Here is a 7,796-nt window from a genome sequence, read left to right as displayed (position 1 = left end):
AGGGCGCTGCCGGCCGCCCGATGGGGCCGGCGGCGCGGATGGTGATGGGTGCTGCTGTCGCATGCCGCGGAACCCCGCGAGTCGAAGACACCGGACAGGCCACGACCAAGCCGCCGCCGGCACAGGCCGGACGGAACAGCGATCGGGCAGAATACGGCATTGCGAGCGTCAACCTGATAGCCCCGGAGCCGGCGGATTGCCGGGCGGGCAGTGGCACCGGAGCAAGGAACGCGCCATGCGCCCTTCGTTCCGGTTATCGTTGCAGGTAGCATCGCTCTCCGCCCGCATCAACTGGCAGTGTCAACCGGCAGCATCATGCCGCTTTGCCGGCAATTATTTTCCGTCAACGCCGAATTAACCGCACCCCGCAATCGCGGCGAAGGCCCGCGCGGCGCAAGCATGGCCCCATTGGATAAGGGTGTGCGTCGATGGCATTGCGGGCTTTTCGCTGGACCGGAAGGGGCCGGTCATTACAGAAGGGCGCGATGTCGACCCTGATCAGCCTGATCGGCGGATTGTTGTTCGCCACCCCGGGGCAAGCCGCGACCGTCGAGCGCGTCGAACTGGCGGGCGACCGGCTCGTCATCCGCTTCGACGAAGCGGTGAAGCGCGCACAGAGTTTCCTGCTCGCCGGGCCGGACCGGATCGCGATCGACGTCGACGGGGCGATCCCCGGTGGCCTGACGCAGGGCGATACCGCGATCGCGCGCATCCGCCAGGCATCGCGCGGGCCGGATGGCGCACGCATCGTCCTCGATCTCGCGCGGCCCATGCTGGTGGCGGCGGGGGCGTTCGCCGAGGATGGTCGCTCACTCGCGCTTACGTTGCGCCCGGTCGCGCCGGCGCGATTCCTGTCGGCCAGCAGTGCCGGGCCGCTGCGCTTTCTGCCGTGGAACTGGGGCACCGGCGACCGCGCGAAGCGGTCGTCCGACTATAAGGTCTCGATCCCGGTGCCCCCCGCCAAGCCGCTGGCGCTGCCGCCGGTACGCGGGGCGGAGGATCGTCCGCTGGTGGTGATCGACGCGGGGCACGGCGGGGTCGATCCGGGCGCGATCAATCCCGAGAACGGCCTGCGCGAAAAGGACGTGACGCTGGCGATCGCGCGCGCGATCCGCGATTCGCTGCTCGCCACGGGGCGGGTGCGCGTCGCGCTGACCCGCGATGACGATCGCTACATCCTGCATCGCGAGCGTTTCGGGATAGCACGGCGGCTGAAGGCGGACCTGTTCATCTCGATCCACTGCGACAGCGTCGGCACGGGTACGCCGACGGGCGCGACCGCCTATACGTTGTCCGATGTCGCTTCCGACAAGGAAGCGGCGCGGCTGGCGGCGCGCGAGAACAAGTCGGACGTCATCGCCGGGGTCAACCTCGATCGCGACGCCGACGTGTCGTCGATCCTGATCGATCTGGCGCAGCGCGAGACGATGAACGCCTCGGCCGGCTTCGCGCGCCTGCTGGGACGCGAGGCGCGGCCGCTGATCCCGACCAAGGAAAATTTCCACCGCACGGCCTCGCTGCTGGTGCTGAAGGCGCCGGACATGCCGTCGATCCTGTTCGAGACGGGCTATCTGTCCACCCCGCAGGATGCCGCCTTTCTCGCCAGCGCGGAAGGGCAGCGCAAGATCGCCGAAAGCGTCCGGCGCGCGGTGGAAGTATATTTCGCGCGGCGGCTGGCAATGAAGTGACGGGGTCGCCGGCACGCAGCGTGCGCGCGCCGGCGGGGCTACGATCGATCGGCCAGCGCGCGCTCCACCGCCGCGCGGATCACCGGCATGCGGTCGTTGCCGAAATATATGTCGTCGCCGCCACCCACGAAGATCGTCGGTGAGCCGAAACCGCCGCGCGCGATCAATTCGTCGGTGTTGGCGCGCAAACATGCCTTGATGTCATCGCGGGCGATCGCGCCGAACAGCGCTGCCGGGTCGATCCCCGCCGCCGTGGCGCATGCCGCCAGCTCCGCGTCCTGGGAAATGTCGCGATCGTCACTCCAATAGGCGTGGAACGCGGCGCGCGCGAAGGCTACGCAGTCGTTGCCGAGCCAGCAGCAGGCGCGCATCGCCTTCACGCTGTTGACCGGAAAGACGCTCGGCGGGAAACGGATCGACAGGCCCTGCAACCGCGCCCAATCGGCCAGATCCTTCTTCATGTAACGCGCCTTGGCGGCGACGGGATTGACGCGTTGTTCATAGACCGAGCCGTTGACCGCGTTGAAAACGCCGCCGATCAGGATCGGCCGCCACGCGATCGGCACGCCCAGCTCGGCGGCGAGCGGCTGGATGCTTTCGAAACCGAGCCACGTCCACGGGCTGGAACAGTCGAAGAAAAATTCGATCATCGCGTTTCCTTCGCATCGATGCCCATCAGGGTCTTCTTCGTCTCGGCGCTGATCTCGTCCGGGCGCGCCATGCGCCCCACCGCGGTGCCGGCCCGTACCGCCGGGCGCCCACGCACCTCGGCGAACCAGCGCGCGACCTGCGGAAAGCGCGTCATGTCGATCCCCTGCGCCTTGTGCGTGATGATCCACGGAAAGCAGGCGATGTCAGCGATCGTATAATCCGCCCCTGCGACATAGGCGCCGGTGCGCGCCAATTGCCGGTCGAGGACGCCGTAGAGCCGATCCGCCTCGCGCGCGAAGCGGTCGATCGCATAGGGCAGCCGATCGGGCGCGTAGAGCTTGAAGTGGCCGTTCTGCCCCAGCGTCGGGCCCAGCCCCGCCATCTGCCACATCAGCCACTCAGTCACCGCGACCCGCCCGCGCGGATCGCCGGGCAGCAACCGCCCTGTCTTCTCCGCCAGGTACAGCAGGATCGCACCGCTTTCGAAGATGCTGATTGGTGCGCCGCCATCGGCGGGGGCATGATCGATGATCGCCGGAATGCGGTTGTTGGGGCTGATCGCCAGGAACGCGGGCGTGAATTGCTCCCCGCTGCCGATGTTCACCGGATGCACCGTATAGGGCAGCCCGATCTCCTCCAGCATGATCGTCGCTTTCCAGCCGTTGGGCGTGGCCGCGAAATACAGGTCGATCATCATCGCCTCTCCCTCTGGCACGATGTGTCGCGCAACCGCGTCGCCGTCGCAAGCGCTTGACTTGCCCCACCAGCGACGCACGATCCCGGGGTTCGGGTTTCGGAAAGAGGGGGCGGCGATGCGGGCAGGCTGGATCATCGCGCTGGCGGCGGTGCTGTCCGCGGGTGGCGACGGGCTCGCCCGGCCGCAAGCGTACCAGCCGCCGCGCCATACCGCGCCCTCGCCGATCCTCGGCGCGGGGGAGGAAATGGCGCAGGCGCTGGCGCATGGCGGTGCCGAGCTGGAGCGCGATCGGCCCGCGACGTGGCAACTGGCGGAGCATCGCCGGCTGTCCGCCGCGCTGCAATCGCTCGCGCCGGAGCGGAAGGGCACGGTGGACGCCTATGTCATCGTCGCCGCGCTGGACAGCGATCCCGTCTTCGGGCGCGAGGCACGCGCCACCGCGGCGGTGCTGACGCGGCGTTACGGCGCTCAAGGGCGCTCGATCGTACTGGCGGGCAGCGATGGTCAGCGCGACAGCCTGTTGCCGATGGGCACCCCCGCCAGCCTGGATATGGCGCTGGCGCGCGTCGCGGAAGTGATGAACCCGGCGGAGGACGTGCTGATCCTCTACACCACCAGCCATGGCGCCGGTTTCGGCCTGTATTACAACGATGGCGATCAGGGATATGGCGCGATCTCGCCCGCGCGGCTGTGGAGCCAATTGTCGACGCTGGGGATCCGCAACCGGCTGATCCTGATCAGCGCCTGCTATTCGGGCGTGTTCGTGCCGATATTGTCGTCGGATACCACCGCGATCGTCACCGCGTCCTCGGCGGAGCGAAGTTCATTCGGCTGTCAGGCCGACAATGACTGGACCTTCTTCGGCGATGCGCTGGTCAATCATGCGCTGCGTCAACCAGTGCCGCTGCCGCGAGCGGTCGAACAGGCGCGCACCACGATCGCCGGATGGGAAAGCGATGCGCGGCTGACGCCGTCCGAACCGCAAGTGGCGATCGGTGCCGGGGCGGAGCGGTGGCTGGCCTTGCTCGAACGGCATCTGCCCGCCGGCGCCGCACCGATCGGGAAGCCGGCCACCGCCGCACTGGCGGCGAATTAGGATCCTTTGTTTGCAACGGGCGGAACCGTGCCGGCGCTCACCGATTGGCGCGGCATGACCGAAGCATCACGCGCCAACCTCTATCCGCTACTGGCGGCCCCGCATGTGCAGCTGCACGGCATCGTCGACGATGCGATGTATGCGCAGTTCAAGGATCAGCTCGCTGCGGCGCCCGCCGATGGCCCGCTGGTGATATCGATCACCACGCTGGGCGGCGATCCGGAAATGGCACGGGCGATGGGTGATTCGATCCGCCTGCTTCGCGAATATACCGGGCGCGACGCATTGTTCCTCGGGAAAGTCGCGGTCTATTCGGCGGGGGCCACCTTCATGTCGGCCTTTCCCGCCGACCGGCGCTTCCTGACCAAGAACTCGCGGATCATGATCCACGAGCGGTTGATGAATTCGACGATCACGCTGAACGGCCCGCTCAATACCCTGTCACCGCTGCTGAAGGCGAAGCTGAACGAAATCGAGGATTCGATCCGTATTCAGGAAGAGGGGTTCGCCGATCTGGTCAAGGGCACGCAGGTGACATTGGAGCAGTTGAAGGCCAAAGCGCCGGACAATTGGTATATCGAGGCACAGGAAGCGCGCGCGCTGGGGCTGGTGCTCGATATCATCTGACGCCGCATTGCGCGCGGCGTCATACGAATGCGGGCGCCTTGCGAAGCTGTTGATAGGCGGCGATCACCTTGGTGAGCCTGGTTTCGTGGCTGCGATCCCCCCCGTTGCGATCGGGGTGATAGCGCCGCACCAGCTCGGAATAGCGTTTGCGCAGCGCCGCGCGATCCGCCTCGGGGCCGAGGCCCAGCGTCTCCAGATTGCGGCGATCCTCTCCCGAGAGCGGTTTGCCGTCGGGCCGCTCGGGCGCGACCGTGCGGCGAAAGCGCGCGCCGATCGCCTCCAGCGGGTCGCTGAAATCGGCCCAGCGGGGCCCGTGATCGCCGCCGCCGGCGCGCGCGAACGCGCGCGTTTCGCGTTCCCAACCCGCGAGCGGCCGCTGCGCGCGATGAATCTCCTCCGCCGTCATGCCGTCGAAGTAATTATATCCGGCATTGAAGGCGCGGATGTGATCGAGACAGAACCAGCGGAAGCGCGGCGGCCCTTCGCCATCCCCGGGCCCTTCGAGCGGTGGTGCGCGAAATTCGCCGGCCGCATCGCAGCCGGGATGGGAACAATGCTGGCCGGTTCCCTCCACCCGCCCGTGGAACCGCGCCGCCGGTCGATCCTTGTTCAATGCCACGCTTTACCCGTCATATCTCGCGCAAAAGGGACTATATGGGGGCGATGATCGATGCTTCCACCGGGCCCGTCGCGGCCGCCATCACCGCCCGCCTGACCGAGGCGCTCGCTCCGTCGCATCTCGAAGTGATCAACGAAAGCGCGCAGCATCGCGGGCATATGGGCGATGACGGCACGGGCGAAAGCCACTTTCGCGTGGTGATCGAAAGCGCCGCCTTTGTCGGGGCGACACGCGTCGCGCGGCAACGACTGGTCAACCGGGCGCTGGCCGACCTGCTGGCGGAGCGGATCCATGCATTGGCCATCCAGGCGCGTGCACCCGGAGAGCCCGGCAGGTGACCGGAGGACAGCCGCCGTTCGGCCAGAACGGCGTGTTGTGCCACGATCCTTGCCTCTACGGCGCCCGGGGCCGGTCGCTGCGCGTCATCAGCCCCGATCGCCGTAGAGATCGCAAGGATGGACGTCAGTCCTTCAGAGCGGCGGGCACCGCGCCGCCATTCTTCTCCAGTTCGCGCATCACCGCCTTGTGCAGCCAGATGTTCATCTCGGCCGAACCGTCCTTCTCGCCGGTGTAGCCCAGTTCGGTGGCGAGTTCCTTGCGGTTGGTGAGGCTCGAATCGAGATCCAGCAGCTTCATCAGGTCGACGATCGAGGTACGCCAGTTCAGATCGGGATTGCCCTTGCGCTGCATCATCCCGTTCAGCACCTCTTCGACATCCACCGGCTGTGCGGGCGTCGTTGCCGTAGGCGCGGGAGTGGCGGCGGGGGCGGACGCCGGCGCGGCCCCGGCCGGAGCGGCGGCGGGCGCGGGCGTTGGAGCCGGGGCGGGCGCGTCCTTTTTCCCGGAGAACTGGCCGCCGAGCGGACCCTTGTCACCAAAGATCGCTTTCTTGATGCTGGCGAAAATGCTCATGATGCGCGGTCCTTCCGTTGTGGCGACCGGGCAACGCCCTAACCGGCGGCGGTATCCGCGCGCACTGCCGGCCGAAGCGCTCCTGCGCCCGGCCGTTATTCGGCTGCGACCTTCGACCCGCTCCTGTCGAGCAACGGCGCCAGATAGCGGCCGGTGAAGCTGCGCGGTTCCCGCACCACATCCTCGGGCGTGCCGGTCGCGACGATTTCGCCGCCCTTCACGCCGCCCTCGGGGCCAAGATCGATGATCCAGTCGGCCGTCTTGATGACGTCGAGATTATGCTCGATCACCACCACCGTATTGCCCTGTTCGACCAGCTGGTGGAGCACCTCCAGCAACTTGCGCACATCCTCGAAATGCAGGCCGGTGGTGGGTTCGTCGAGGATATACAGGGTGTTGCCGGTGGCGCGGCGGCTGAGTTCCTTGGCCAGCTTGACGCGCTGCGCCTCGCCGCCCGACAGCGTGGTGGCCTGTTGTCCGACCTTCACATAGCCCAGCCCGACCTCGACCAGCATCGCCATCTTGTCGCGGATCGGGGGGACGTTGGCAAAGAAGCTGGCGGCATCCTCGACCGTCATGTCGAGCACGTCGGCGATGCTGTGGCCCTTGAACTTCACCTCCAGCGTTTCGCGATTGTAGCGGGCGCCATGGCAGACGTCGCACGTGACATAGACGTCCGGCAGGAAGTGCATCTCGATCTTCAGCACGCCGTCACCCTGGCATGCCTCGCACCGACCACCCTTCACGTTGAAGCTGAAACGGCCGGGCTTGTAGCCGCGAGCCAGCGACTCGGGCAGCCCGGCGAACCAGTCGCGGATCTGCGTGAAGGCGCCCGTATAGGTGGCCGGGTTCGATCGCGGGGTGCGCCCGATCGGCGACTGATCGATATCGATCACCTTGTCGAGATGCTGCAACCCGGCGATCTTGTCGTGCTTGCCCGCCAGGATACGCGCGCCGTTCAGCTGCCGCGCCGCGGCGGCATAAAGCGTGTCGATCGTGAAGCTCGATTTGCCCGACCCGGACACGCCGGTCACGCAGGTGAAGGTGCCGAGCGGGATCGATGCGGTAACCCCGGTCAGATTGTTGGCGGTGGCATTGTGCACCGTCAGCTTCTTGCCCGAACCCTTGCGGCGCTTCGCGGGCAGCGGCACCTCGCGCGTACCGTTCAGATAATCGGCGGTGATCGAGGTCTTGCTCTTCAGCAATTGCTTGACGGTGCCCTGCGCCACGACCTTGCCGCCATGGACGCCAGCGCCCGGACCCATATCGATGACGTAATCCGCCATGCGGATCGCATCCTCGTCATGCTCGACGACGATCACGGTGTTGCCCAGGTCGCGCAGGCGCCGCAGCGTGGCGAGCAACATGTCGTTGTCGCGCTGGTGCAGGCCGATCGACGGCTCATCGAGGACGTACAGCACGCCCGACAGGCCGCTGCCGATCTGGCTGGCCAGGCGGATGCGCTGGCTCTCGCCGCCGGACAGCGTGCCGGAGGCGCGCGACAGG

The 7,796-nt window shown here is 67.2% G+C and carries 9 protein-coding genes; 4 read left to right on the top strand and 5 right to left on the bottom strand.

Translation table 11 applies throughout. The annotated features are described in order from the left end of the window. The first annotated feature begins 485 nt into the window (after positions 1 to 485). The gene (locus ACFDSW_RS13650; protein WP_375250829.1) at positions 486 to 1,688 is read left to right on the top strand and encodes an N-acetylmuramoyl-L-alanine amidase; all 1,203 of its coding nucleotides are present in this window, start codon (positions 486 to 488) and stop codon (positions 1,686 to 1,688) included. A gap of 38 nt (positions 1,689 to 1,726) precedes the next feature. Here ACFDSW_RS13650 and ACFDSW_RS13645 read toward each other — a convergent pair whose 3' ends face one another. Both ACFDSW_RS13645 and ACFDSW_RS13640 read right to left on the bottom strand, forming a co-directional pair. Continuing rightward, positions 1,727 to 2,338, bottom strand: coding sequence for a 2-hydroxychromene-2-carboxylate isomerase (locus ACFDSW_RS13645; protein WP_375250828.1), 612 nt, complete (start codon positions 2,336 to 2,338; stop codon positions 1,727 to 1,729). Further along, positions 2,335 to 3,033, bottom strand: a complete 699-nt coding sequence (locus ACFDSW_RS13640; protein WP_375250831.1) for a glutathione S-transferase N-terminal domain-containing protein — start codon at positions 3,031 to 3,033, stop codon at positions 2,335 to 2,337. Before ACFDSW_RS13640 ends, ACFDSW_RS13645 begins: the two co-directional genes overlap by 4 nt. A gap of 118 nt (positions 3,034 to 3,151) precedes the next feature. On the opposite strand from ACFDSW_RS13640, the gene ACFDSW_RS13635 reads away from it, so the two are divergent. Further along, positions 3,152 to 4,132, top strand: a complete 981-nt coding sequence (locus ACFDSW_RS13635) for a C13 family peptidase (protein ID WP_375250827.1) — start codon at positions 3,152 to 3,154, stop codon at positions 4,130 to 4,132. A gap of 54 nt (positions 4,133 to 4,186) precedes the next feature. Continuing rightward, positions 4,187 to 4,759, top strand: coding sequence for an ATP-dependent Clp protease proteolytic subunit (locus tag ACFDSW_RS13630; protein WP_375250826.1), 573 nt, complete (start codon positions 4,187 to 4,189; stop codon positions 4,757 to 4,759). A gap of 19 nt (positions 4,760 to 4,778) precedes the next feature. On the opposite strand, the gene ACFDSW_RS13625 is transcribed toward ACFDSW_RS13630, so the two are convergent. Continuing rightward, positions 4,779 to 5,372 carry a J domain-containing protein gene (locus tag ACFDSW_RS13625; RefSeq protein WP_375250830.1) on the bottom strand — a complete coding sequence of 198 codons (594 nt, stop codon included), beginning with the start codon at positions 5,370 to 5,372 and terminating at the stop codon, positions 4,779 to 4,781. Between the two features lie 50 nt (positions 5,373 to 5,422). Here ACFDSW_RS13625 and ACFDSW_RS13620 point away from each other — a divergent pair, with 50 nt between their 5' ends. Further along, complete coding sequence (locus ACFDSW_RS13620) at positions 5,423 to 5,716, top strand: BolA family protein (protein WP_375250825.1); 294 nt, start codon at positions 5,423 to 5,425, stop codon at positions 5,714 to 5,716. Between the two features lie 124 nt (positions 5,717 to 5,840). Here ACFDSW_RS13620 and ACFDSW_RS13615 read toward each other — a convergent pair whose 3' ends face one another. Next, entirely contained in the window at positions 5,841 to 6,290 is a 450-nt protein-coding gene (locus ACFDSW_RS13615; protein ID WP_375250824.1) for a DUF3597 domain-containing protein, read from the bottom strand. A 95-nt stretch (positions 6,291 to 6,385) separates the two neighbouring features. Beyond that, the coding region (uvrA, locus tag ACFDSW_RS13610; RefSeq protein WP_375250823.1) for an excinuclease ABC subunit UvrA at positions 6,386 to 7,796 on the bottom strand (1,411 nt) is incomplete at its 5' end.

This window comes from Sphingomonas sp. (genome assembly GCF_042091075.1).
In the GTDB taxonomy this organism is placed as follows: domain Bacteria; phylum Pseudomonadota; class Alphaproteobacteria; order Sphingomonadales; family Sphingomonadaceae; genus Sphingomonas.
The sequence above is the reverse complement of the archived record's forward strand: the minus strand, read 5'-3'. Positions and strand labels throughout refer to the sequence as shown.